The following is a 25839-nucleotide window of genomic DNA, read 5'->3' as shown; positions in this document are numbered from 1 at the left end:
ATTATGAGTGGCTCGCCGGCACCACTTATAATCTCAAAAACTGTTCTCATCTGATCCAACTTTGTCGTGTTGTCATAATACACTATAGGAACAGACACCATCCGATTAGTATGTATTAATTATCGGGAATAGCAGTACGTAATGAAAAATAGAAAGAACTTCCTGCGCCATAATCACTTTCAACACCAATCTCGCCTCCTTGCGCTTCTATAAACTCTTTACTAATACTTAAACCAAGTCCTGTTCCACCTTTTTTGGACCCTGGTACACGGAAGTAGCGTGCAAATATTTTATCCAGATATTTAGGCTCGATCCCTTGCCCGCTGTCGGTAACGATAAATTTTGTTTTAAGTTCGTTATTTTCCACCCCTATACGAATGACCGAATCTTCATGCGAGTAACGTATCGCATTGGAAAGAAAATTGGTAAGAACCCAGGCAGTTTTCTCATTGTCAGCAAATATAGCTTTCACTTTGGGATCTATCTCGATAACAAAGTGTATATTTTTTTGATTCGCAGCAAATTGATTCGCCATAATAGCATATTCAATAATAGGCTGTATTTCTGTCGTATGTAAGTTAATTTGGATGGAACCACTTTCAACCTGGGTCATATTTAACAGTTCACCGGTTATTTGAAGCAGTCGGTTAGAATCCTCTTTTATTCCGTTTAACAAGGTGAGCTGTTCGGTATTCAGATGGCCTATTTGTTCATTTTCCAGCAATTGAACCCCCATCTGAATCGCAGCAATAGGTGTTTTGAACTCGTGAGAAACGGTGCCGATAAAGTTTGTTTTTGCAAGATCAAGTTCCTTAAATGGCGTAATATTCTTTAGGATAACCACCTGCCCAATAAACTTTGATTCCAGTTCACCAGTCGGCAAAACATTGATATCGATAACATCTTTCTCAAAATAGCTTTCTCTATCGTCCGCATAAATTTTAACAGCATTCTTTTCACGTTGCTCCACGGGAAGGAACAGGTCTTTAAAAATATCTTTAGCAAGATCATTTTCATCTGAAACTGCCAAAGCAGATCTTCCGAGAAGTTGATCTTTATGTAGATTGGTGATGCGAAGCGCTTCCTCGTTGACAAAAATAACACGTCGCTCTTCGTCGAAGCCTATCACCGGATCATGCATATGATCCACAAGAGACTCGATTCGACTTTTTTCCTTTAAAATTTTTTCAAGTTTACTTTCAGCGTATTCTTCAAGTTTCTCTGCCATGGAATTGAATGAAGCGACGAGTTCAGCAAACTCACCTCCGCTCTGTACCTGAATTCGTTCTTTGTAGTTCTGTCCTGCAATCTGTCGAATACTCGCTGTCAATTTTGCTATGGGATCAGCTATATTGGACGGCAAATTGACCAGCAATATAAAAGCAATAATAAAACAGAGTGCCCCAGCAAATGAAATGACCAAAATTGCATGTTCTGCGGTGCGATCCGCAACAATACTCTTCCTAGAAATTGCCGTCATATTTTGCTCCATTAACAAAGCAATATCCTTTCTGATGGACGAGATAATAGTGATGTCTAAGGGCTTATATTTCAGTTTTAAAAAATGTTCAGCAATCGCGTTCGTTGTTTGTTGCTCTCCGACTTCAGTAACATTTCTCCGTTGTTTGTCAAGGTTGACCTCGAAGTTCTTAAAAGCAGTTTTTTCAACAGGAATTTCCTCCAAAGCCAATAACATATTCTTGGCATACAGCAGCGTGTTGTAATTTGCTGTCAATATATTTGCGGTATCCTTTTTTAACCGGTTTACATACCAGCCGCTTAAAGTGGCGAGTAGAAAGATCATGAGAAAAAGTGATCCTACACCAAAGGTAAGTTTCGTTTTTATTTTCATCTTATTCACAATTTACCTTTATCATTATGACAATATAATCAGGTCGATGTCTTCGGTCGACAGTTGCGTCAGCAATTTGCTAAATGTATCCTTAGCAAGTAACATCCTTAAAAGAGATAATCGTGGTTTACCAATACAAACTGTGGTGATCTTGCGGAGCTCGCACAAAGCGATAATCTCTTTTGCCACACTATGACTTTCCACTTTGATAATTTCACCACCAAGTTCTGTCGCCAGCTTAAAGTTATTGATCAGGTGCCGCTGTTTATTTAAGGCTATCCGATCGCCACGCTCTTTTGGCAACTGTACATACAGCAGAAACCAACTGCTATTGTAATATCCTGCTAAGCGCGCTGTTTTTCTGATCACGTTTTTTGCTTTTATTTCATTGGAACTTATACAAGCCAGGAAACGCTCCTTTCGTACCCATCGTTGAGGTTGAACTTCGATCTCCACTTTACGTTGAACCTGGGAAGCCACTTCTTTCAACGCCATTTCCCGCAATTGCAAGATATGTTCGCTTTTAAAGAAGTTTTGAAGTGCTGCCTGAATTTTTGAAGCGTCATAGATCTTGCCCTCTTTTAGGCGGATGATAAGTTCTTCTGCAGTAAGGTCAATGTTAACGACTTCATCGGCGGAATCAATAACACTGTCAGGGACACGTTCTTGCACTTCAACCCCTGTAATCGCTTTAACCTCCTCGTTTAAACTCTCAATATGCTGGATATTTACAGCGCTGATCACATTAATCCCGGCTTCCAGAATCTCCATAACATCCTGCCACCTTTTGGTATTTTTGCTACCTTCAATATTGGTATGTGCCAGCTCATCGATAATGACTACCTCAGGATGTGAATTCAAAACAGCATAAAGATCCAGTTCCTCTAACTGTTTGCCTTTATAAAAAAGATGGCGTCGGGCTATAACGGGTAGACCATCCAGCAATTGATGGGTTTCCTTCCGATTATGTGTCTCAATATAGCCAATACGCACATCGATTCCTCCCTGTAAAAGTGTATGGGCATCCTGTAACATGCGGTAAGTTTTTCCGACGCCTGCACTCATGCCGATATAAAGTTTGAAGCGACCTCTTCTCGATTTTCGGATAAGGTCCAAAAAGTGTTCAGCGCTTTTCCTTTCTTCCATTTTTATTGCCTTTCATTTCAGAAAGTTCCTGCCGATCCAACACACGACAGGAACGATTGTTTTAAAAACTAACTGTAAGTGCTGTGACAGCCGTCAAACTATTTTTCACCAACTTATTTGTCCGATCAAGGAAAATAGCATCTTTATTGGTGAGATTACGTAGTTCCGTGCGCCAAACGACATTGGGAAGAATTGCATAATCTGCATTTAAAGAATAGCCAAACGTTTGAAAACCTTGATCTGTCGTAGTCGAAACGATTACACCATGCTTATCGTTGTAATATTCTCCTCTTGCTGTTAAGCTAAATTTTTCGGTCGTCGCATATCGTGCAATTAACACAGGCGTGTACCATACATTGTACGTTGAGCTACCTTTTGCTTTTTGTTCCGCTCCAATATCAAATCCGAATGTAATTCCCAGCTTTTCATTCATTTGATAAATGGCATATAGATTATGAAAATAGCGCATCTGTCTGACGCTATCCGCTTTATCACTGCCAATAAAAGAACCACTATTGATAGTCCATTTAGCTGTCGGTTTATAGACTAATTGATGTCCAAATGCAGGTAAACTGCTACCATCCACCCGTTGAATCCGCTGCCATCCGTTTAAAATAAGCCCGCTTAAAAATAGTTTTCCTGATGCGGATGTATAGGATATTTTTGCGCCGGTTTCAAAATAAGGGGAATTATCAGCAAAAATACTCCTTGTTACAGTCCAATTATCCTTTCCTATAGCGCTTTCAAAGCCCAAGTGGGATGAAAATATTCCAGCATCGATCCATAGATTATGTTTTTCGAGATACGAACACCGGCATTCGCTTCGTAAATATTTTTTAAGACACCGGGTTCCGCACTGTAGTTCGCATTCATATATGTACCGACACCAAAAGCAAGATTTGCACGTGTATTGGTTGTTTCGTACGCAGCTTTTAAAAGTGCCAAGTTTATGTTTACTTCATTTGTTCTGTTGTGACTATATACAAAGCCTGGGCGTGTATTTCCAATTGGGTTGTTAAAGTCCCGAAGGTAATATGCTTCAAGGTAACCACTGATAGACAATTGGGTATTTTGAGTTGTATCTTGCTGTGCAAATAATTGTGTTGCTCCTGCGAGTAAACAGGCCAACATCGCTAGTTTTTTCATGTATATCGTTCTTGTAAAGTGTAAATCAATGACCCATCAGGTCAATTTTATTTTTCAACCATCTTGTCCAAAGCAATATTTAGTTCAAGGACATTGATTTTGCGAGGTCCAAACATATTCCATAGAGGGGTCTGAACGTGAGCATCAACGAGAGACTGTAAGCTATTTACCGATATACCTCTTGCTTTCGCAACACGATCGATTTGTATTTTTGCGGCCTCTACCGAGATATCTGGATCCAAACCACTGCCACTGGCTGTAACAATGTCTACCGGTACCTGTTCGCGTTTTACGGTGGGATTGTGGACTAAGAACGTATCAATACGGGCCTTAACTTCCGAAAGATATTCCCCATTAGAGGGTCCTTTGTTACTTCCTCCCGATCCTGCTGCATTATAACCAACAGCGGAAGGACGCGACCAGAAGTAATCATCACGCGTAAAGGCCTGTCCAATATTTCTGTAATACTTTTGCCCGTTGTACGCTAGCATTTCCCCTTTTCCATGATTAGGTGCTATCTGAGCTATTGCCCAAACAAGGGCCGGATATACAACTGACAGCAGGAGCAATAAAACTATTGTAATCTTTATTGCTGGATATATATGTGTTTTCATCTTTGCTTTAATTATTAAAAATGTATTAGATAAATAGCGAAACCAGCAGGTCTATGACCTTGATACCAATAAATGGAACGAGCACTCCACCAAGTCCAAAAACGAGGAGGTTTCTCCGTAACAATGCGCTTGCGCCTATAGGTTTGTATGCAACTCCCTTTAATGCCAAAGGAATCAGTAATGGGATAATAATTGCGTTGAAGATGACAGCCGATAGTATGGCGCTTTGTGGACTACTGAGCTGCATAATATTTAAACCTTGAAGTGCCGGTATTGCCGCAATAAACAGGGCCGGAATAATCGCAAAATATTTGGCAACATCGTTTGCAATACTGAATGTTGTCAGCGTACCCCGGGTCATCAACAATTGCTTACCTATCTCCACAACCTCGATCAATTTGGTCGGATCATTGTCGAGATCGACCATATTTCCAGCCTCTTTTGCAGCTTGCGTACCGCTATTCATTGCTACACCAACATCCGCTTGTGCAAGTGCCGGAGCATCGTTTGTACCATCCCCCATCATGGCGACCAATCGCCCGTCAAGCTGTTCTTTTTTGATATAGTTCATCTTGTCTTCGGGTTTCGCTTCGGCGATGAAATCATCCACCCCTGCTTTTTCGGCAATATATTTGGCCGTTAACGGATTGTCTCCTGTCACCATAACAGTCTTAATACCCATTTTTCGCAACCTTTCAAAGCGTTCATGAATCCCGGGTTTTATCACATCCTGCAATTCTATGACACCGAGTACTTGTTCATTCTCGGCTACGACCAATGGGGTCCCCCCATTTTGAGAGATAAGCTTTACGCGCTCATCTATTTCCTGAGGAAATAGATTTCCAGCCTTTACAATGATATTTCGAATAGCGTCTGTTGCACCTTTACGAATACGTGTCTGTTCAAAGTCTATTCCCGAGCTACGGGTTTCGGCGGTAAACTTAATGAATGCCGGGTTTTCGACCTTATAGCTCGATGGGTTGACACCAGCCAATTCAACAATTGATTTTCCTTCTGGTGTTTCATCCGCCATGGAGCTCAATGTTGCTGCACGTACCAGCGCTTCTTTCATGATACCATCGGCGGGGTAAAAATTTGTCGCCTTACGATTTCCGATCGTAATGGTTCCAGTTTTATCAAGCAACAAGACATCAATGTCACCCGCCGTTTCAACTGCCTTGCCACTTTTTGTAATAACATTTGCACGAAGTGCGCGATCCATTCCCGCGATACCAATCGCCGATAAAAGACCACCTATTGTCGTTGGAATCAGACAGACAAAAAGTGAAATAAACGAAGCAATGGTGATACCGACATTGGCATAATCCGCAAATGGTTTTAAGGTCACCGTTACGATAATAAAAACAAGTGTAAAACCTGCCAAAAGGATGGTTAAGGCAATCTCGTTAGGTGTTTTTTGGCGGCTTGCCCCTTCGACCAGTGCGATCATCTTATCCAGAAAGCTTTCACCCGGTTCTGTCGTTACCTGCACGACAATTCGATCGGATAAAACCTTGGTGCCACCTGTAACTGAACTTTTATCGCCCCCAGCCTCGCGGATCACCGGTGCTGATTCACCGGTAATTGCACTTTCATCTATTGTCGCCAACCCCTCGATAATTTCCCCATCCAATGGAATTACATCACCAGCCTGACAAACAAAAACATCATTTTTTTTCAATTGAGCGGATGAAACGACCCCACCATCGCGCAGGGTTGCAGGAGTTTCCTCCCGAGTTTTCCGAAGACTATCTGCTTGCGCCTTTCCGCGGGCTTCGGCAATTGCCTCCGCAAAATTGCCAAACAGCAAAGTTAAAAATAGGATAAGAAATACTGTAAAATTATAACCAAGTGTACCTTGTGATTTTTCTCCGGTCATTATCCAAAGACAAACCACGGCCATAATCAACGTCCCGATTTCCACGGTAAACATCACTGGATTACGGAACATTATTTTAGGATTTAGCTTCACGAAAGATTGCTTTAACGCTTGTTGTACAAGCTCTTTCTGAAACAATGTTTTTTGACTGCTCATTTTTAGAATTCTTTAATTTTTACGTATTACATGGAAAAATATTCCGCAATTGGACCCAGTGCCAACGCAGGGAAGAAAGAGAGTGCTGCAATAATCGCGATCACAGCGAATACCATTAAACCGAATGTACTTGTATCAGTTTTTAGCGTTCCCTCGCCTTCAGGTATAAATTTCTTCTCAGCCAATAACCCAGCAATAGCAATTGGGCCTATAATCGGTATAAATCGGCCGAGTAACAATACGATACCCGTCGAAATGTTCCACCAAATGGTATTATCTCCAAGACCTTCAAAACCACTACCATTGTTGGCTGCGGATGAAGTATATTCGTACAATATTTCACTAAAACCATGGAATCCAGGGTTATTCAATGTAGAAGCACCTTGGGCTGGAAACGCTGTCGCAAGTGCTGTACCGACAAGGATTAGAAAAGGATGGGCAAGAGCAACAATCATGGCGATTTTCATTTCGCGCGCTTCAACTTTCTTACCCATAAACTCTGGTGTGCGCCCCACCATCAAGCCACTAATGAAAACGGCGAGTATAATAAAAATGAAGAAATTGAGTATTCCCGCGCCCACACCGCCATAAAAGGCATTCACCATCATGGCTATCAGTTCGTTCATACCAGATAAGGGCATGTAACTATCATGCATGGAATTGACTGATCCCGTCGAAATCATCGTTGTGACAATACTCCAAAAGCCGGATGCTGCGGCACCAATACGTATTTCCTTTCCCTCCATAGCCCCCATAGACGTATCAATACCCATCTGTGCGATCGCTGGATTTCCAGCCATTTCCATTTTTATATTTGGAATCGTCAGGATGATAAACCCAATGGTCATCACGCCAAACATCATCCATGAAAATTTACGCTTGCGAATAAAAAAGCCGAATGCAAATATCATCGCCATCGGGATAATAAACTGGGCAATCATTTCCACCATGTTGGTCAAATAATTGGGATTTTCGAATGGATGCGCACTGTTCGCACCAAAAAAACCACCTCCATTTGTTCCCAGATGTTTAATTGGAACAAAGGCAGCTACTGGTCCTCGACTTACCTGTACGGTATCTCCAGTAACTGTAATCATACTGTCCTTACCTTCGAATGTCATCGGCATGCCTTGGAACACGAAAATGGCAGCAACCAGGACCGAGATAGGGAGTAAAATGCGGGTGCAAGATTTCACAAAGAAATCGTAAAAATTGCCCAATTGCGTTGTTGTTTTATCCCTAAAAGCTTTAAAAATAACCACTGCAGCAGCCATTCCCACGCCTGCAGTCACGAATTGGAGAAACATGAGCCAAATTTGTCCTAGATAACTCACGCCCGACTCCCCAGAATAGTGTTGGAGATTACAGTTAACCAAAAAGGATATACTGGTATTAAAAGCCAAATCAGCAGTCATTCCAGGATTTCCATCTGGATTTAAAGGCAAACTTCCCATATTCATCAGGATAGCCATACTCAACAGGAACCACACTAGATTAATTGTCAGAAGAGCAACGAGGTGCTGTTGCCAAGTCATCTGAACATTGGGATTAATTCCTGTCACTCGATAAAAAAAACGTTCCAATGGTTGAAACAATGGATCTAACCAGGTCTTTTCGTTACCATATACCTTAGCTATATATTTCCCGAGGGGAAGTCCGAGTAGTAGTGTTACGATGAACATCACTATGATTCCAAGAATCTCTGTATTCATTTCTTTAATTGATTTGTATAAAAAGTGTATCATGATCAATCGTCAGCTAACTTTAAGCCCTTCTTTTGACTTCGTAATGCCAAAAGGACCGACTGGATGCGCAGTTTCATCGCTGACAATGACGAATGAGTAATCTTGTTATTAAAATTTTTCTGGCCTTAAGAGTACATAACAGATGTATGTAAAAACCAGTAGTGCTACAATAAATAAAGCTGTCATTTACTTTGATATTAGAAGGTTATGGATTTGTTGTCCTTTGAGGACCTCTAAAAATGGTGTTGGTAGCTGGGCTTCGATTTCTGCCCATGCGTGGACCGAACTTATACGTCGAAGACCTCCTAAAGATCTAACAAAAAGATTTTCCAAAATGTATTTTACATAATTGTTTCCTCGTCCATAAATCATTCCGAGGAAATGAATATGCTGGCAAATTTTGTCCGTGCTTTGCAGTACTATTAAGCTCCGAAGATGATTAATAACAGCCTGTAAAGCTCCTGCAAAATTGTGCTTCCGTAATAGGAAACTAATCTCTGATCGGATTTCTTTGTAATGGAGCGCCATATACAGACCTGCACCGTATTGATTTAATTTTTTCATGTTGTTCGTAAAACTATGTATCAAAATCTACCCGATATAGAGTTGAAAAATCATTGCAATAATCAATACCACTACAATGACCTTCGCTATACGGTCGCCCGACACATTATGAGCGGAACCTCTGCCTTTATTTTCTTGCTTCTCTTTCATATTATTTATTTTATATTTTGCCGAAAAAGTCGACCATTTTATAGAATAACCAGAAGAAAAATAGTCCAGTTATGATGAGTACAATTGTTATTACCATTGTTAAACTTTATTAGTGACTTGCGATTTCATTTTTTAAACTTGAATTTAATGCTAGTAGCTTTGCCGATCGTCCCCCTCGGCGGACTCTTACCACATACTTTTCTTTTCCGTCCTGTTTTCATATTTACATTCATTTGTCCCCATAAGCCAAATCCTGTTCCACTGTACCGAAAAACATCATAAAACACTATTAATCAGATGATATAAAAAAATAAGCCACAAAATAGAATTGGAGAATCCTATCATTTTGATAAGGTTATTTTATCAAAATGAGAATGACTATGCTGAAAATGTGATCAAATCATTATAATGTGTACCTTGTCATCTATGCTTGAAAGGTGACCAAAGAAGTATAGACGGCTTGAGCCGATTTATCTTTTAAAATGATGGGCCAGCACATTTTAAAAATTCATGAATGAATGGGAGAATATGTGAACCTCGGGATAAGTATTAGCAGAAGCACTATGTAACAAATTTGCAAAGGAATATGAAATTGTCTCCAAAAGTTCACATTAAAAATTATTTTAGGGAATACATATTGGTTGGGAAAACGTATTAAAGAGACACTTATAAAAATAAAAACAATGATAAACTTAAACCTTTTCAAAAAAATCACCTTATGGGTCTTTCTAGGCTGTATTTTACTCTCCTGTCAAAATGAAAAAAGCAGTCCCAATACATTGACAGAAGAAGAGCAACGTAATGGCTGGCAACTTTTATTTGATGGTAGCACGCTCAACAATTGGCATACGTACAATAATAGCAAAAATGCGCCTACGGCCTGGATTGTAAAAAATGGAACAATTTACTGTGACCCAAACAGTGAAAGCCAAAAATACGACTTGGTATCGGACAAAGAGTATAAAAATTATGAGTTTAAGTTTGAATGGAAGCTGGAAAAAGAGGGAAATAGTGGCGTTTTTGTCAACGTACAGGAAAGACCCGATATTAATGCGACCTACCATTCTGGACCGGAGTACCAACTGTTGGCAGATTCCCATCCTGATTTTGATAAACCGCTAAAGCGTTCGGGCTGTCTTTATACATTTCTACCGCAACAAAACTTTGTCAACATTAAAACGCAAGATGATTGGAATGAAGCCAGTATCGTTCAGAAAGATGGAAAAATTACATTCTTCCTAAATGGAAAAATCACTGCTGAAATGGATTTTAATTCAGCTAAATGGAAAGATTTAGTAAAGCATAGTAATTTCAAAGATTATCCGGAGTTTGGTAAGCATATCAATGGGAAATTAGCACTGCAGGATTGGTCGAGAGGCGTATCGTTTAGAAATCTAAAAATAAAGCTTTTATAAAAAAAGTCCTTCACATATGCGAAGGACTTGGACGCTAAAACAAAAAATTGTTTTAGCGTCTCGATTATAAAAAATATCGCAAGAAGTATTACTACCGCCATTCAATTCTTGTATCTATCCAAAAACAATCCCTATTCCGCCGAAATAGATCTTCTGGTCTTTGGTGATTGTAGATGAGTTCTTCCAACGCATTAAAATTATAGCGAAACATATCTTCATCCTTTGACTGAATAGGGCGCAAAATTGAATCTTCATCATCGATAAAAATATCGGATTCGAAAATATTGATTTGATGCGTATTCACCCAAGCAATTGCCATTTCCTTACTCATTCGTTCCAATGCTTTGGTCGTTTCCTGATATTGTTTCATTTCCCAGGGAAGATCTTCCGGATAATGCGAAGCAATATAGTCTTGGTACGCTTTTATATCACCTTCACGGAGACATTCATTGCGAAGCAAAAGTCTTGTCGTGTCCCGAGCAAAGCTAATATACTCCGGCCGCATAAATAGGCCGTACCTTTTACTATACAATTCTATTTTTTCTGCTAGTTCTTGCCTCATAATTTGATTATCAAGCAAAAATCATCCCAACCTACTCTTTTATAAGGAGTTTTGATTAAAAAAGTGCGTTTCAAACGACTTTGAACATTCTAGTCAAGCAAATTGAGCTCACCTATATAATTTATTTAAATCTTCCCTAACATAAATAGCATTTCCTGTGGCTTTTTAGAATATTTTTAAATCGATAATTCCAGCGACGATCAATGTTGCTGAAAGGAGCCTAAATATATTGGCAGAATCTCCGAAAAAAAAGATTCCAACAATCAATGTTCCCACAGCTCCCAAACCTGTCCATACGGCATAAGCTGTACCGATAGGAATTGCCTTTTGAGCGTAAAACAATAATCCTCCACTAATGCTCATAGAAACAATAGCCAATATGATCCAACCCAATTTATTTGAATCTGGCTGTTGAGCCATTTTTAATCCGAGCGGCCAGCCAATTTCAAAAATGCCAGCGATGATCAATGCAATCCAATTCATTTTCAATAGTTTAAATTTCTACAGCAAAGATAATCGCTAAATGAGGGGCATTTTTTGACTTATATCAAAATCGTACCTTATCGCCGGATCCGACTAAGTGTTTCTTGTGTAATCCCCAAATATGATGCAATATGACCGAGATTAATTCTATTTAACAAATTGGGCTGTAAGCGTATGAGCGATTGATATCGTTCTACTGCAGATTTGGTATGCAGCGACATAATCCGTTCTTCAAGAATAATACAAACCTCCTCGGCAATCTTCCGACCGATAAGATTTAGTTCAGGATAAATTCTATACAATTCATTTAAATCGTCTACAGAAATAGCATAGATCTCGGAATCTTCAAGAAGCTGAATATTTTCAAAAGAGGGTTTTTCAGTATAAACGGGTAAAATCGATCCAAAAATCTGGTTTTCCTCACCAAACCAGCTGTTCATTTCACGTCCGTTTTTAAAAAAATAAGCTCGTAGTAATCCTGTACTTAAAACAAAATAGCTGGATAAATGCTGCCCCTTCTCTCAAAAAATGCTCGCCCTTTTTCTTAAAGAAATAACGCGTTCTATTTTCTACCGCTTTCTCAATTGCTTCATTGAGATAGCCATATTTTTTGAACTGTTCAACTAGGATTCATTCTATTATAGATTAAAATCATTCATAGTTCATCGTGTTATCTGCTGGATTATACTTTAGAAGTTCGGTATATGCATCGCCTTCAATTCCCAATAGCTGACAAAATGCAGGCTCAGTTTTTATCCCACTCCTCTTGAGCTGTCTGACCTGTTCAGCGGAATTCTCCACCCCTCAATTGAATAATTTCATGCTCTTTAAGCATATGTAAGTATCCATTCTGAATTTCCAGTTGCTTTATCCGTTGCATAAAATTTCAAAAAGCTGCTCTTCAATCGTGAAACGGCAGGACGATTACACGATCGGCCGGCCGCTGTAACCGAAAATTAAGAGACAGCATTTCTTCAAGAGCATCAAAATCGTTGACACACAGAATAATGTCTATATCACTCCCACCCACATCTAGCTGAATCGGTATCGTACCAACTACAATCGGATCATAAGCATCAAGAAGAGTAGTAATTTGATAGTCAGTCAATAACCGATAGGCTTTTTTCTGCACGTCGTTTCCAGACTTCAAATAATCTATGTTTTTAAAATTTATGGTCATAAGTAACGATAAAATCCAATCCGGTTAAATAGGTTTGAATATACTAAACAACAAAAGAAAAAACGTAAACATAATCAAAATTAAAAAATAGCCGCAAGCAAGATTGGACTGAATTATCAATAATAAAAAACGGTTTATACCTACGACAGTGGAAACCGTTAAATAATATTTACTTAACACAAAATCAATACTACTCTCCTACCTTTATCGCGGTTTAAAAATCACCTAGTCATTTAAACCGCTACAAAACAAATGAGAAAACATTTGATTACCAGTATTTTGCTAAGCACAATCGGTACCTCACTTACCTATGCGCAAAATGAAACCACCTCTGCTCTGAATGGAACTGTCAGAGAGGGAAATTCGCCAATCAATGGGGCGACAATTGAAGCCATACATTTACCTTCTGGGACAAAGTACGTTACTTCATCGCGAAGTGACGGACGCTATAATCTCCCCAATATGAGAATTGGTGGCCCTTATCAAATCACTGTAACTTATCTTGGGGCATTCACCCAATATCAAGCAGATCGAGAAACTGGCTTTGGGACAAAGCTCAACATTAGATATTCAGATGCAGTCCGCATCGCAAGTATTGGATGAAGCTGTCGTTGTAGGTACGAGACAGGGCAAAGTCTTCAACTCCGGCCGAACAGGTGCGGCACAAAACATTTCCCGCACAGCGATTCAAAATCTACCCACACTCAATCGAAGCTTTACAGACTTTGTCAAACTGACCCCTCAATTTTCGATGCAGTACGGTAATCCTTCTTTTGCAGGAAGAAGCAACCTTGCCAATAACTTTACCATCGATGGCGCGCTATTTAACAACGCGTTTGGACTACAAGGAACCATCGGAAGCCAAACAAAACTCGCAACCTATCAATATGGATGCCTTTGAGGAGATTTCAGTAAACATTGCTCCTTATGACGTAAGACAAAATGGTTTTACCGGTGCTGCAATCAATGCCGTAACAAGAAGTGGTACCAACGAAGTACAAGGTTCGTTAAATTATTATTTCAGAAATCAGAATTTAGTCAACAAATACAATTCGGCCGGACTAAGAGCACCAGTCAACAACTTCAGCTTAAAAGGCTATGGTTTTACCGTGGGGGGACCAATTATCAAAAACAAGCTATTCTTTTTTGCAAGCGGCGAGCTTGAGCGAAGAACAGACCCAGGAACAAATTTTATAGCTTCACGCGGAGGAAATACGGGGCCGAATGTTTCAACCGTATCTGCGGAGAAAACTTGATGAGCTAGCCAACTACCTTAAATCGATCGGGTATAATCCTGGATCTTATCAAGATTATCCTTTGGATACACGCAGTGACAAATTTTCCGTTAAATTAGATTACAATATCGATCAAAAAAATACCTTAAGCGCTAAATATTTCTACTTTCGTTCCTATCGCGACATCTTACCGTCCAATAGTGGTGCGCCCAAAAATAATCGGCAACCGTCCAACCTTGGCCTACCTTTCAGCTCAGCAGGCTACGGTATAAACAACAACATGGACAATGTGAATTTAGAATTACGTACGCGTATCAGTAGCAAATATTCTAATTCATTGACCGTAGGATACAATGTCATGAACGACTATAGAGAGTCGAAAGGTGGCCAACCATTTCCTTTGGTAGACATCATGAACCCCGACGGTAGTAGCATGACAGCATTTGGTTACGAACCATTTACAGCATTTAATAGCTTAAAGACGAAGGTATTTCAAGCAACCAACAACTTTAATATTTATGCCGGAAAGCATGAGATTACCTTGGGAGCCAATTTTGAAAAATTACAAAACCACCAATGGATTTGCACCGAACTATTATGGGGCCTATACATTTGCCAGTTTAGATGACTTCTACAACTCTGCAAAAAATAATGTTTCCAACGCAACCAAATACCAAATCCAATATTCTGTTTTACCTGATGGGTCATTTCCTTATGCAGAAATTTCAGTACGTATGTTTGGTCTATATGCACAGGATGCCTATGCTGTAAATGATCATTTTAAATTGACTGCTGGATTGAGAGCCGATTTGACTAACATATCATCCCCCAATGAACTGAAAAATGATAATGTAACCAAGTTGAATTTTGATCAAGGTGAAAAGATCGATGTATCAAAATATCCAAAGAGTGCAATTCTTTGGTCGCCACGAATTGGATTTAATTGGAATGTCAATGGAACAAATCAAACGCAGGTACGTGGTGGATCGGGAATCTTTACGGGTCGTCCGCCATTAGTATGGATTTCTAATCAGGCCGGCAATAATGGTGTTATGTTTGGTTCTGAATCTATTAATAATCCTACAAACCGCCCATTTACACCTGATGTAGATGCTTATCGCAATGTGAACCACCAAACTGCAGCCAACAACTCGAGTTATAACTTGGCGGTAACGGATAATAACTTCAAATTTATGCAGCTTTGGAGAACGAACCTTGCCATTGACCAAAAATTACCAGGCGGTGTTATTGGTACTTTTGAAGCCATGTATTCAAAAGATATCAATTCGGTCTATTTCAGTAACGTCAATCTAAATACGACGGACGGTAAAGCTTTAGTTGGTGTCGATAACCGTATGCGTTACAATACTCCACGTATTTATGGTGCTGCTCAACCTACTCCCGAAAATCCGAATATTTCCGACGCCATTGTGATGTCCAATACATCAAAAGGTTATAGTTATACCTTGACAGGAACATTGTCGAAAGAGTTCAAAGGTGGATTTTTTGCAAATATCGGTTATACCTATACAGATTCAAGATCTGTGAACGATGGAGGATCTATTGCTCAATCCATGTGGCGTGATCGCTATTTGTCGGGTAATCCAAATAGCGCTGACCTATCTTATTCAACTTATTTGGTTAAAAATAGATTTATTGCCAACTTCTCTTACCGTAAAGAATACCTGGATCATTTAGGAACGACATTCTCCTTATTTTATCAACTGCAGGACGGGCCTCGCTACTCTTATACTTATGGCGGTGACCTGAACAATGATGGTTTGTCTGGTAATGACTTGATCTACATTCCAAATAGTAAAGCTGAAATTGCACTTGTTGGCGACAATGTGCAAGACACTCGGACAGCTGATCAATTATGGTCTCAATTGAACGGATACATTAATCAGGACAATTACCTGAACGCGCACAGAGGCCAATACGCGAAACGTAACGCATTGGTAGGAAAAATGATCGGAACACTGGATATCCGCATCGCGCAAGATGTATTTTTAAATACCAGCGGTAAGAAACATCAATTGCAGATTACTTTTGATGTATTTAATTTCGGTAATATGATCAACAAAAGCTGGGGAGTTGCCCAATTTGCCAACAAAGCGAACGGTATCTTAAATTACAAAGGATTGAATGCGCAGGGACAACCAACATTCTCATTCCCGTATTTAGATGCAACAAATCAGATTCCTTTAACCAACACTTTCTCGAACAGTGTGGATGAAACTTCACGCTGGAGAATTCAGCTGGGTGTACGTTACCGATTCAACCAATAAACAAAAAATAACGTAAATTTGAACCCATCCTATAACAACGGATGGGTTTTTAGTTTAATAATCATGAAAAAACTAGCGCTTTCCATTTTTACATTTCTTGTGACCATGACCTGTCAGGCACAGCATTTTGACCTTGTCCCGCTGGGAATATATGGTGGCGAACAAGAAGACAATCTTTCTGCTTATTTAGTAGGCACTCCAAGAGATACGGCCTTCCTTTGCCTCGACGCCGGAACCATAAATACCGGGATTAGAAAAGCTATTGTATTGAAAAGTCTAAATGGATCGGTCGAAACAATTTTGCATAACCAAATAAAGGGATATTTCATTTCCCATGGACATCTCGATCATCTATCGGGTCTTATTATTAATTCTCCTGCCGATAGCAAAAAGAACATTTTCGCTATTGATCAGGTCCTTCAAATTCTACAAAATCACTATTTCATCACGGATACCTGGATCAATTTTGGGGACCAGGGCCAAAAACCCATACTAGGAAAGTATCATTACAACAGTTTACAGGAGGGGCTGGAAATGCAAGTACCAAATACAGCATTATCTTTGACGGCATATGAGCTGAGCCATGTAAATCCATATAAAAGTAGTGCAGCACTTGTCCGCCATGATAATCACTACCTCCTTTACCTCGGCGATACTGGCGCGGACCGGGTGGAAAAATCCGATCAGCTAGATAAGCTCTGGAATAAGATTACCCCACTGATCAAAAATAAACAATTAAACAGCATATTGATTGAAGTCTCCTTCCCAAATAATCAGCCAGAAAATTTACTCTTCGGTCACCTAACCCCCAATTTGCTGCTAGAAGAACTCGTAAAGCTCAAAGAAAAAACGGGACTAAAAAACTTGGAAGGGCTAAGCATAGTGGTCACACACCGAAAACCAACTGGTAACAACCCTGAAATCATTAAAAACGAATTGCTCAACAATAATCCACTTAAAATAAATTATGTTTTCCCCGAACAGGGCAAAAAGATAAGTTTAAACTAATGTAAAAAAGATGAAACCACTATTGGTTTCATCTTTTTTACCTAGAACTCTTCAATTATATCTGCAATTGTCAAACGTGATTTTGCGGTAATTGCAGGCTGATTTGCATCCTCCACATGTCGATAGCCAATAGCAACTGCAAACAGCGTCTGATAGCCATCGAGTTCCAGTATTTCATCGTAGACGGAATTTTCAATTCCTTCCATTGGGGTTGCGTCAATATGATTTGCAGCACAGGCTGCAAGGAAAAATCCCAAAGAAAGATACACCTGTTGCTTCATCCAGGATTGAACATGGACCTCCCCTTTCGACTGCAAAAATTGCTTATAGTAATTAATCGATCCCTCTGGAAGCGTGTTTGCGATCTGCTCTTCAAAGCGATCTACATCGGTAAGTGCGCTAAAGACAACCAGATGGCTTGCCTCATTTATCTTCTGTGCGTTCCAATAGGATGCGGCAGCGAGTTTTTGTTTCATCTCCCCAGAAGAGACAAAGAAGAATTTCCATGGCTGGCTATTGATGGAAGATGGACTCAATCGGATTATTTCCTTTAATTCAGCGATTTTCTCCTCCGGAATTAGCGCTTCTGAATTATACTTTTTCGTTGTGTAACGTTGCTTTGCAGTTTCTAAAAAAGCCATAACATACAAGATTAAATTAACTATATATTTTATAGTTGCAAACTTAAATATGGTATTATATATTTGCAATAACGGTCAAACTTGATAGTAACAGATGTATTTGATAGACAACAAACAATACCCATGCAGTACCAGCCTAACTATGAAATACATAGGCGGAAAATGGAAAGCAGTAATTTTGATTCATCTAATTGAAAAAAAACGTTATAATGAATTAAGAAAAGAATGTGCATTAATTACCGAGCGTACATTAAGCTTACAATTAAAGGAACTTGAGGCTGATGGTTTAGTAAAGCGTACAGTACATACCGAAAAAGCTCCTTTGAAAGTAGATTACGAACTTACACCATTCGGCAAGACGCTTATTCCGCTATTAGAATCTATTGCAGAATGGGGACGGGAAACGGCTAGTCGGACCGAACGTATTCAACAAATGTAGAGTAGGAACCGTCGACTTTTAAAACGATTATCCATCATAAAGGATCACTTCCTGGTGTCGGTTTATCTTATCGGCAGCTATTATTTCAGTAAAATTTGGACAAAAAAATTTAATAAAGACAGCATTTACGCATCAGGAAGTTTTTTGTAAAAACTTCCTGATGAATTAACAATGTGTCACCACTGCCGGAAAACAGATCAATATGGCCACTAAAAAACCTCATCAACAAGTTCTTTATTAACCATTGCTCCAGCTAGGTTTCCTGCAGCAACCGCATTCGCTACAGAACGCATCATACTGGAATTATCTCTACAGGCAAAAACACCCGCGACTGTTGTTTTCTGGAAATTGTCTGTTTTTATATGTCCCTGATCGGTCAATTCGCAACCTAACATAGCAGGAATAAGCGAATGTTGCCTGAAAGGTATGGCAGCATAAACAGCATCAAAGGCAAGTTCACGACCGTCTTTTAATTGTACCTGTTGGACCCATCCATTCTTATGCTGGATTTTAGTTATTTCTTCTTCAATAATCGAAATACCATGTAACTTCAGTTTTGCTTTCTGCTTAACATCAAAACTAGCCTTACCCGAAGTCAATAGCGTTAAGTCGTTCGAGAGATTATTGACCAATCCCGCTACGTGAAGTGCACGCTCTCCATTGGCCATAATAGCAGTTTTTCCTTTTCGGAATTCATAACCGTGACAATATGGGCAATGGATAACCGAAATTCCCCAACAGGCTGAAAATCCTTGTATACTAGGCATAATATCTTCCACACCAGTCGCAAAAATGAGCTTTTTAGCCTGAAAGACGTCCCCATTTTCGGTGGTTATTTCATACCCTGTAGCTGTCATCATGCCGCTCACAGCAAGCCCTTTCTGGAACTTGACACTCGGGTAGTTCAGAACTTCCTCCCTCGCTTTTTTCGCTATACTAAGCGGCTTTTCACCATCATGCGTAATGAAATTATGAGAGTGCGGCGTCTGTCGATTACAAGGTAGCCCACTATCGATAATCAACACATTCCGCAAGGAACGTCCCAATGCCATCGCTGCAGAAAGCCCCGCATAACTTCCCCCAACGATAATTACCTCATAGCTTCTATCATCTTTCATAAATATATATATTTAAATATTAATCCTCTTCTGACAAATGATGAAGTAGAATGGAAAATTTTCCTCTACCTCCCTAATTTCCATTAATCCATAGGGATCGAATTCGGCATGAATGGAATCAATATCGTAAAAAAACATATGTACTCCATCAAACATTGCAAATCGATCAGTGCCTATGGCCTCCCCCTTTCCATAGATACTCGCTAGCTTTGATACGGTCGTAAAAATCATATAACCTCCTTCAGCTAATTGGTCAAAGCAATGCTGGATTAACGCATTACGTTCTTCAGCATCCAATAGATGAATAAGCCCGTAACAAAATATACCGTCATATATATCCTGATCAAAAGGCATTTCATTAACCGAACCATGATGGATTATCGTATTTGTCCCAAAGGATTTCCGGGCGAGTTCTATTGCCGTTTTCGAGATCTCAATGCCTGTAATTTTTATTCCATTTTCCAAAAAAGGGCGACCGTTGCGACCGTAGCCGAACCCAGGAATCAGTATATTTTTGATGTTGTGTTCCAAAAAAAAGCCTACTGCAAACGTTGTAGACTTTGCGGCTTCATCCCCCCACATTTCTTGCTTCTCTATAAAATTACGTTCCCAAAATTCCATACTGCTGTTGCTTATATTGTTTAAAATTGAAATCGATCTTGTTTGCTATACCGATTCGGTACTACAGTGGATTAAAAGTCAACTCAGCGAAGATAGTATTTTTCACTATTGCAACTATGTAGCAAAAACATTAAATGCAATTAAATTGCAAATAAATTACAATAGGATGAATTATTGAAATCATGGTTATTTATCAGTATTGAAAACCTGGGCTATGCTTAAATATCTTTGCTGATGAAAATGAATATCATCACAAAAACAAAAACATGAAAACTATAAAGACATTTTTAGCAGCTTCATTATTTCCATTGCTTACGATGCAGGCCAGCGCACAAAAATTGGATAAGATGCTTTGGTTTAACGAACCAACAGAATGGAACATCAAAGACAATTCACTTTCGATGTTCGTTACGCCTAAAAGCGATTATTGGCGTATCTCTCATTATGGATTTACAGTAGACGACGCCCCCTTTTTCTATACGCTACGCGGGGGAGAGTTTGAAGTCAAGGCAAAGATCTCGGCGAACTACCAAACCCGCTTTGACCAAGCAGGTCTCATGCTGCGCATTGATCATGAAAACTATATAAAAGCAGGGATAGAATTTGTGGATGGAAAATACAATTTGAGTACGGTCGTTACGCATAAAACGAGTGATTGGAGCATTATTCCAATAGATAAGGAAATCCCTTTTATTTGGATCAAAGCGATACGTCGATTAGATGCTGTCGAATTTTTCTATTCTTTTGATGACAAGGAGTATATCATGATGAGGAATGCCTGGCTGCAGGATAATCACCCTGTTATGGTTGGTTTAATGGCAGCTTCACCAGACGGCAATGGCTTTCAGGCGAAATTTGACTATTTTACGATCAAACACCTTGCAGATCAACGTCGAAGCAAATGGCTGAAAGAGAATAATTCAAACTAAAAAATATCGACGCCCGTCTAAGACAGCCCCATAGACGGGCGTCATCTTAAGTCAGTATGTCCTGCTGCATCTTGTTAAACACACTCACTGCTTCATATGAATTTCGTACACGAAGCTTTTGGAGTATATTTTGCCGATGCCTGTTAACGGTATTAATGCTCAACCCTAGTTTTTCGGCAATTCGTTTACTAATCATCCCCTCCTTGATGCAGCTTAAAATTTCTTTCTCTCGTGTACTAATCGAAGTTTTCGCACCATAGCCATCTAAGTGATGGACTACGCCTGTTACCTGATTGAGGATATAATTTCGAAGATTGATTGAAGTTTCAGTTTCTGGTAGTAAGGTATAACAGCATAAAGCCAGCTGGGGGAATTCCGGTCCTGGGGTGTCCAAGTAAAAAATCTGATGGGACAGCTGGATGATTTGCCCCTCTCTCCCTTCGACCCGAAGTATACTGTTTGCTTGATAATTGAATCGCTCCGCCAGATCCTTTTTTTTGACCAAGTTGAGAAATTGAAGCTCCAAAGCATGCTTAATGGCCAAATCATCGGGGTAAACACGTTCGAGAAGAAAATCTTCCCAAATACCGTTTATTTCCAGCTTCTTGTCATATGAAGGAAGGTAAAGTCGTTCTGCAATTGTCCCCATATAGGTATAACTCCATTTTGCCGTCAGGTCACTCAGTACGACTATACCGTTATGAATGTCGGCAAAAGTTTTTGCGTAACTCTTATAGTGTTTTAACACAGATAAATCGATGTTGCTATTTCGTAATCTACGCTCAGCAAAATTTCTATCTAATTTTTTTTTGATCTCCGATTTCATTTTATACTTAAAAGCTTCGTTTTAGGTCTTTAAAAAGAAAGTCCAATTCGGAGATAAGGCAAGGTTGCTTCTTTACTGAACCCTATTACTCCTTGAATAGTTAATAGATCTCCTGGCATAAAATAAATTCCGCCACCATATCCCATATGCCAGTCATTGGAATTTTCATGACTCATCCAGACTCTTCCTATATCATAGAAACCAATTGCCCCGACTGTTCCAGGAACGATATAAGAAGAGTAGCTAAATAATTTCAATCGCATGTCAAAATTATTATAAAGCGCTGTTTTCCCAGTAAATCGCCGAGAATTATACCCTCTTAAGCTCATTTCTCCTCCAATTTGTGCGTGCTGATAAAAATAGGGATCTCCCCATACCGCATCAAATCCCACACGATTAGCAAAAGTAATATAGTTGTCGGCAACCGTTTTATAAAAACTCATGGAATGCTGTAATTTTGTATAGTTGCGGCCCTCCCCTCCGATTTCAGCATTCCACCCCAATCTAGTGTGAAAATGTACTCCCGATTTTGGATTACTGATATTATCGCGGGTATCGTAATCTATACCAGTGGTGACCCCAGTGAAAAAATTACTACCGTAGATAGGCTCCGAAGGATATTTTTCATGAAACTCTTCAAAGTATCGTCCAACATTATTTAATTCTTTACTATTATAATATTCGGAGGAGGATCCATAGAAAACCTTGAATTTGGGGGCTAGGTATCTTTCTAGAAAAATATCACCATTCACAAGATCAAATCGATTTCGGTAATAGGAAATGCGCTTTGAATCCGATTTATCAAAAATGGTATTATTTCCATACCCAAAGAAGTTGCTCAGGTTTTTGGGCCCAAGGGATGAAAGATGAATGTAAAGATCATGCCCTGCAATGAGTTCCTTATAATTACCTTTGTAATCAAACATAAATGATTCGCGACCGGTCAAATAACTGGCAAGAAACTCATGCCTATACGCATAAGGTTTCTTTCTGAATCCTTGATTTTCGATCATATACCCCAGTCCAAAAATAAGTCCGCGGTCAACGCCATAGTCCAAATTAAAAACAACTCCTTTACGATCATAGACAAAATTGTCATAGTCAAACGTATGGACAGCGCTGTCTTTGCTCAATTTCAGATGAATAGCATCATCAACCTGGATAGTACCCTGAACCTGCTCTTTACCATCATAGATATAAACTTTGCTGCCATTGGCAAATTTGTCTGTTGTACGGTACAAATCCTGACCATCACCACCAATAATCCGAACCTTTATGGGCGATTTGCCCGATCCATGGAACTTATATTCATCAGCGCCCGATATACCATATATGCGAACTTCTTTGGTCTGATCAGGTACAAAAGTACGTTTTAGCAATTTTCGCCCTTCGGTGCCATCCTTTTTCTTGTTATGGATATTGACAGTGACCGAACCATCACTATTGTAATCGACATCTACAAATTCAGATTTGGCGGACAATGGTAGTTCAACGACACGGGCTAGAAATCGGTAGTAGGTTAATCCACTTTCCATCAGTTCGTCCCTTCTTGAACGAATATTTGTTTCCAGTTCATTCGCGCTCATTTTCACAATGGTATCAGGCATCGTTAACATAGCCTGATGAATCAACGAATCCGTCAATGTTTTCTGAACAAATTGTATTTCGTCAATCCACTCGTCCACCGTAAGATGCGTGAGAAAAAAATGATCAAAAGTACTTGCATTAAAATTCCAATGGGGCACATTTCGGATATGTGGACTAAAGGGTTGCAAATGGGCCTTCAACCATTGATAGGAAAGTAATGTTGGAAATACCCCCGAAGTTTTATAATACACCTTATCCCTATCTCTAGGGACAGGCGTATAGATCTTTTTACCTTTTTCTTTTTCGGGGTCCCAACGCCAGTTGTCTTGATGGCGATCCCAGTCGCCCAACGTAAAATCTAACAATCGTGCACGTAGTGTGAGCTTCTGATCAATTTGTGTATCATTGTCTTCCAACACTTTACGCATGACTTTTGCGCTATTATCCGTTTTTTGATCCTCAAAAGGGGTACGCGCCTCAAACATATAGGCCCTATTCTTAAATACCTCACGATACTCGCCAAACCTTGGATCATCTCCCACAAAAACCAGTTCCGGCGAGGCTGAAGGAATTCCTAAGGCTTTGTTAAATGGCGGAACGGTCAATGCTCCAAATGGATGATGTATCGAAATCTGATCCTGTACAATATCTTTTGCAAATGTCTTTCGGAGGCTTTCCGGGAGACTGCGTTCAGGATATTTCTGAATGGACCTGAGAACCCACTCCCTACCCGAAGAATCTACCAGTCGAAGCGACTGGGTCTGCATTCCGCCGCCCAACTTGACGATCTGAAGTCCACCTCGCTCTGTAGCGAGATCCATCACACGCATCTTAACAGGAGTATTGTATAATTTACGGTAACTATCTCCAAGCCAAAATCGATGCAATAATCCCACTCGGTCATACTCAGGTGCGATCACCGTGGTAATACTGTCCATACGCTGCGCATGCGAATTAAAAACACAGCAACAGGCAATTAATGTAAAGATTCTTCTCATTTTATCTAAGTCGGGTCTTCGAGAAATCAACAGTCGATACAGGTAGAATGTTTGATGGTCTCGATATCTATTTGGGCTAAAGTTCACCTTTTAAAGCAAAGAATCAAAAACTTTCTGCTCCTTTTTTAGTATAAAACCGCTATTTTGATAAAACTTATTGCTCTCGGTTCGAATGGTATTACATCTAACACGCAAACGGCGACACCCTATTGACCTAGCAGATTATGAAACAACCGGGAGTGCAATTTGCCTATACCATGTTCAGAGCAGATTATCCACAGATGGAGTTAGAAGTAGATGAAGACAAAGCGGCCCAACTTGGCTGATGTCAGTGAAATGCTTTCGTCCGTTCAAACTTACTTTGCGGGTGACCAATCATTGAATTTCAATCGTTTCGGTAAATTCTATCGGATAGCAGTTAAAGCTGATGGCATTTATAGAACCGATAAAGAAGCATTCAACGAAATATTTGTCAAGAATAATCTTGGCCAAATGGTCCCTGTAAATACCTTGGTCACACTTCGTAAAGTGTATGGTCCTGAGTCGGTAACCCGTTATAATTTATACAATTCGCTCACGATAAACGTTGTTAGTACGCCTGGTATCAGTAATGGTGCTATCATGGAAACATTGGAGAAAAATGTATTGACCAAGTTACCGGGAGACTACAGCTACGAATGGACAGGACTTAGTTTGGAAGAGAAGTCATCAGGCAATCAAACCGTACTTATCCTAGCATTAAGCTTGCTATTTGTCTATTTCTTACTATCAGCACAGTACGAAAGTTACTTATTGCCTCTTGCCGTCCTGTTATCAATCCCAACAGGGATGATCGGCTCTTTCCTAGGAACACGTGCTATTGGATTGGACAACAATATCTACGTCCAGGTCGGCTTGATCATGCTCATCGGTCTTTTGGCAAAAAATGCCATTTTGATTGTTGAATTTGCTTTACAGCGGAGAAGAGCAGGCTCCTCACTCATTGATTCGGCTTTAGAAGGCGCAAGAGCTCGTCTACGCCCAATCTTGATGACTTCATTGGCTTTCATTGCGGGTATGGTCCCCTTGATGTTTGCGACCGGCGGAACGGCTACAGGTAACCATTCCATCAGTACAGGAGCAGCAATGGGTATGTTAAGCGGTGTTATCCTTGGGGTAATTATTATACCATTACTATACCTGGTGTTCCAATATTTGCAAGAAAAAGTTTCGGGTAAAAAACTTACGGACAATACAGTACACAATACAAACGATTAA

The 25839-nt window shown here is 39.8% G+C and carries 29 protein-coding genes and 1 pseudogene; 10 read left to right on the top strand and 20 right to left on the bottom strand.

Annotated elements, in window-relative coordinates:
* Window positions 1-115: 115 nt before the first annotated feature.
* The 10 genes from DTA23_RS23615 to DTA23_RS29805 form a co-directional block, all read right to left on the bottom strand.
* Window positions 116-1852: a HAMP domain-containing sensor histidine kinase gene (locus DTA23_RS23615; RefSeq protein ID WP_112376189.1), complete on the bottom strand. Its 1737-nt coding sequence runs from the start codon at window positions 1850-1852 to the stop codon at window positions 116-118.
* Between the two features lie 24 nt (window positions 1853-1876).
* Complete coding sequence (locus DTA23_RS23610) at window positions 1877-2998, bottom strand: histidine kinase (protein WP_070565435.1); 1122 nt, start codon at window positions 2996-2998, stop codon at window positions 1877-1879.
* A 61-nt stretch (window positions 2999-3059) separates the two neighbouring features.
* Window positions 3060-3752, bottom strand: coding sequence for an outer membrane beta-barrel protein (locus DTA23_RS29815; protein WP_256604643.1), 693 nt, complete (start codon window positions 3750-3752; stop codon window positions 3060-3062).
* Window positions 3731-4144, bottom strand: coding sequence for an outer membrane beta-barrel protein (locus DTA23_RS29810; RefSeq protein ID WP_256604642.1), 414 nt, complete (start codon window positions 4142-4144; stop codon window positions 3731-3733). Before DTA23_RS29810 ends, DTA23_RS29815 begins: the two co-directional genes overlap by 22 nt.
* 47 nt (window positions 4145-4191) lie before the next feature.
* Window positions 4192-4758 carry a K(+)-transporting ATPase subunit C gene (locus DTA23_RS23600; RefSeq protein ID WP_070565439.1) on the bottom strand — a complete coding sequence of 189 codons (567 nt, stop codon included), beginning with the start codon at window positions 4756-4758 and terminating at the stop codon, window positions 4192-4194.
* A gap of 25 nt (window positions 4759-4783) precedes the next feature.
* Window positions 4784-6793 carry a potassium-transporting ATPase subunit KdpB gene (gene kdpB, locus DTA23_RS23595; protein WP_112376188.1) on the bottom strand — a complete coding sequence of 670 codons (2010 nt, stop codon included), beginning with the start codon at window positions 6791-6793 and terminating at the stop codon, window positions 4784-4786.
* A 26-nt stretch (window positions 6794-6819) separates the two neighbouring features.
* Window positions 6820-8505 carry a potassium-transporting ATPase subunit KdpA gene (kdpA, locus tag DTA23_RS23590; RefSeq protein ID WP_112376187.1) on the bottom strand — a complete coding sequence of 562 codons (1686 nt, stop codon included), beginning with the start codon at window positions 8503-8505 and terminating at the stop codon, window positions 6820-6822.
* A gap of 141 nt (window positions 8506-8646) precedes the next feature.
* The gene (locus tag DTA23_RS30665; protein ID WP_084823209.1) at window positions 8647-8724 is read right to left on the bottom strand and encodes a potassium-transporting ATPase subunit F; all 78 of its coding nucleotides are present in this window, start codon (window positions 8722-8724) and stop codon (window positions 8647-8649) included.
* Window positions 8725-9066 (bottom strand): DUF7674 family protein, encoded by a 342-nt coding sequence (locus tag DTA23_RS30955; protein WP_422663611.1) that lies wholly within the window; start codon window positions 9064-9066, stop codon window positions 8725-8727. It abuts the gene before it with no gap.
* 63 nt (window positions 9067-9129) lie between these two features.
* Window positions 9130-9252, bottom strand: coding sequence for a hypothetical protein (locus DTA23_RS29805; protein ID WP_256604641.1), 123 nt, complete (start codon window positions 9250-9252; stop codon window positions 9130-9132).
* Between the two features lie 683 nt (window positions 9253-9935).
* Here DTA23_RS29805 and DTA23_RS23575 point away from each other — a divergent pair.
* Window positions 9936-10667 (top strand): 3-keto-disaccharide hydrolase, encoded by a 732-nt coding sequence (locus DTA23_RS23575; protein ID WP_112376580.1) that lies wholly within the window; start codon window positions 9936-9938, stop codon window positions 10665-10667.
* 91 nt (window positions 10668-10758) lie between these two features.
* Here the strand turns inward: DTA23_RS23575 and DTA23_RS23570 are convergent, their stop codons facing one another.
* The 5 genes and pseudogenes from DTA23_RS23570 to DTA23_RS23550 form a co-directional block, all read right to left on the bottom strand.
* Window positions 10759-11229, bottom strand: a complete 471-nt coding sequence (locus tag DTA23_RS23570) for a hypothetical protein (protein WP_046674568.1) — start codon at window positions 11227-11229, stop codon at window positions 10759-10761.
* Window positions 11230-11394: 165 nt separating this feature from the next.
* On the bottom strand, window positions 11395-11712 hold the full coding sequence (locus DTA23_RS23565; RefSeq protein ID WP_112376185.1) for a DMT family transporter: 318 nt from the start codon (window positions 11710-11712) through the stop codon (window positions 11395-11397).
* A gap of 77 nt (window positions 11713-11789) precedes the next feature.
* A pseudogene (locus DTA23_RS23560) lies at window positions 11790-12218 on the bottom strand (Crp/Fnr family transcriptional regulator); the annotation flags it as partial.
* Between the two features lie 145 nt (window positions 12219-12363).
* Entirely contained in the window at window positions 12364-12513 is a 150-nt protein-coding gene (locus DTA23_RS30660) for a DUF4269 domain-containing protein (RefSeq protein WP_112376183.1), read from the bottom strand.
* Between the two features lie 100 nt (window positions 12514-12613).
* On the bottom strand, window positions 12614-12892 hold the full coding sequence (locus tag DTA23_RS23550; protein ID WP_112376182.1) for a DUF4269 domain-containing protein: 279 nt from the start codon (window positions 12890-12892) through the stop codon (window positions 12614-12616).
* A 252-nt stretch (window positions 12893-13144) separates the two neighbouring features.
* On the opposite strand from DTA23_RS23550, the gene DTA23_RS23545 reads away from it, so the two are divergent.
* From DTA23_RS23545 to DTA23_RS23515, 6 genes are all read left to right on the top strand, one after another.
* Window positions 13145-13495 (top strand): carboxypeptidase-like regulatory domain-containing protein, encoded by a 351-nt coding sequence (locus DTA23_RS23545; RefSeq protein WP_112376181.1) that lies wholly within the window; start codon window positions 13145-13147, stop codon window positions 13493-13495.
* A complete protein-coding gene (locus tag DTA23_RS23540) occupies window positions 13467-13793 on the top strand; it encodes a hypothetical protein (protein WP_112376180.1) in 327 nt (108 codons plus the stop codon). The genes DTA23_RS23545 and DTA23_RS23540 overlap by 29 nt, the downstream gene beginning before the upstream one ends.
* Complete coding sequence (locus DTA23_RS23535; RefSeq protein WP_172462501.1) at window positions 13705-14148, top strand: outer membrane beta-barrel protein; 444 nt, start codon at window positions 13705-13707, stop codon at window positions 14146-14148. Before DTA23_RS23540 ends, DTA23_RS23535 begins: the two co-directional genes overlap by 89 nt.
* Entirely contained in the window at window positions 14117-14755 is a 639-nt protein-coding gene (locus DTA23_RS23530; protein ID WP_112376178.1) for an outer membrane beta-barrel protein, read from the top strand. The genes DTA23_RS23535 and DTA23_RS23530 overlap by 32 nt, the downstream gene beginning before the upstream one ends.
* Window positions 14682-16415 carry a TonB-dependent receptor gene (locus DTA23_RS29800; protein WP_256604640.1) on the top strand — a complete coding sequence of 578 codons (1734 nt, stop codon included), beginning with the start codon at window positions 14682-14684 and terminating at the stop codon, window positions 16413-16415. The genes DTA23_RS23530 and DTA23_RS29800 overlap by 74 nt, the downstream gene beginning before the upstream one ends.
* Before the next feature lie 63 nt (window positions 16416-16478).
* Window positions 16479-17423: an MBL fold metallo-hydrolase gene (locus DTA23_RS23515; protein WP_112376175.1), complete on the top strand. Its 945-nt coding sequence runs from the start codon at window positions 16479-16481 to the stop codon at window positions 17421-17423.
* 41 nt (window positions 17424-17464) lie between these two features.
* On the opposite strand, the gene DTA23_RS23510 is transcribed toward DTA23_RS23515, so the two are convergent.
* A complete protein-coding gene (locus tag DTA23_RS23510; protein WP_112376174.1) occupies window positions 17465-18064 on the bottom strand; it encodes a nitroreductase family protein in 600 nt (199 codons plus the stop codon).
* Window positions 18065-18206: 142 nt separating this feature from the next.
* Between DTA23_RS23510 and DTA23_RS23505 the strand changes: the two genes are divergently transcribed.
* Window positions 18207-18503: a winged helix-turn-helix transcriptional regulator gene (locus tag DTA23_RS23505; protein ID WP_201303552.1), complete on the top strand. Its 297-nt coding sequence runs from the start codon at window positions 18207-18209 to the stop codon at window positions 18501-18503.
* 209 nt (window positions 18504-18712) lie between these two features.
* On the opposite strand, the gene DTA23_RS23500 is transcribed toward DTA23_RS23505, so the two are convergent.
* Together DTA23_RS23500 and DTA23_RS23495 are read right to left on the bottom strand one after the other, a co-directional pair.
* Window positions 18713-19621: an NAD(P)/FAD-dependent oxidoreductase gene (locus tag DTA23_RS23500; protein WP_112376173.1), complete on the bottom strand. Its 909-nt coding sequence runs from the start codon at window positions 19619-19621 to the stop codon at window positions 18713-18715.
* Window positions 19622-19633: 12 nt separating this feature from the next.
* Complete coding sequence (locus DTA23_RS23495; RefSeq protein WP_070565463.1) at window positions 19634-20242, bottom strand: class I SAM-dependent methyltransferase; 609 nt, start codon at window positions 20240-20242, stop codon at window positions 19634-19636.
* Window positions 20243-20508: 266 nt separating this feature from the next.
* On the opposite strand from DTA23_RS23495, the gene DTA23_RS23490 reads away from it, so the two are divergent.
* Entirely contained in the window at window positions 20509-21171 is a 663-nt protein-coding gene (locus DTA23_RS23490; RefSeq protein WP_112376172.1) for a DUF1349 domain-containing protein, read from the top strand.
* A gap of 46 nt (window positions 21172-21217) precedes the next feature.
* Here the strand turns inward: DTA23_RS23490 and DTA23_RS23485 are convergent, their stop codons facing one another.
* Complete coding sequence (locus tag DTA23_RS23485; RefSeq protein WP_112376171.1) at window positions 21218-21997, bottom strand: helix-turn-helix domain-containing protein; 780 nt, start codon at window positions 21995-21997, stop codon at window positions 21218-21220.
* Window positions 21998-22026: 29 nt separating this feature from the next.
* On the bottom strand, window positions 22027-24582 hold the full coding sequence (locus tag DTA23_RS23480; RefSeq protein ID WP_112376170.1) for a BamA/TamA family outer membrane protein: 2556 nt from the start codon (window positions 24580-24582) through the stop codon (window positions 22027-22029).
* A 297-nt stretch (window positions 24583-24879) separates the two neighbouring features.
* Here DTA23_RS23480 and DTA23_RS23475 point away from each other — a divergent pair, with 297 nt between their 5' ends.
* Entirely contained in the window at window positions 24880-25839 is a 960-nt protein-coding gene (locus tag DTA23_RS23475) for an efflux RND transporter permease subunit (protein ID WP_239468842.1), read from the top strand.

Origin of the sequence: Sphingobacterium multivorum (assembly GCF_900457465.1) — a bacterium.
Lineage (GTDB): Bacteria > Bacteroidota > Bacteroidia > Sphingobacteriales > Sphingobacteriaceae > Sphingobacterium > Sphingobacterium multivorum.
Note: the sequence above shows the minus strand (reverse complement) of the source record. Positions and strands in the feature narration are given on the sequence as shown.